We start from the raw sequence: 253 nt of genomic DNA on the forward strand, positions 1-253 counted from the left end.
TCTCGACCCTCGGGCCAAGCCCCTCCGAGCCGCCCGACAGACCCCAGGGTCGCGTGAGCGAGCGCTCGAACCACAGCGACAGCGTGGTGTCGCCGTCCAGCTCGTATTCGCGGTAGCTGCCGTTGCCGCCGCGAAACTCGCCTTCACCGCCGCTGTCCTGTCGGATGCCGTACTTGGTGATCCGCATGGGATAGCGGTGTTCGAACACCTCGATCGGATAGTCGCGGAAGCTGCCGTTGACGTTGTTGATCAG

1 protein-coding gene is annotated in these 253 nt (G+C 64.8%); it reads right to left on the minus strand.

Annotation, left to right across the window (positions count from 1 at the left end; all coding sequences use genetic code 11):
• On the minus strand, nt 1–253 hold a 253-nt coding region (locus GJQ66_RS13330; RefSeq protein WP_196215937.1), incomplete at both ends, for a hydantoinase B/oxoprolinase family protein.

It is taken from the genome of Microbacterium sp. ZXX196, from assembly GCF_009709595.1.
GTDB lineage: Bacteria > Actinomycetota > Actinomycetes > Actinomycetales > Microbacteriaceae > Microbacterium > Microbacterium excoecariae.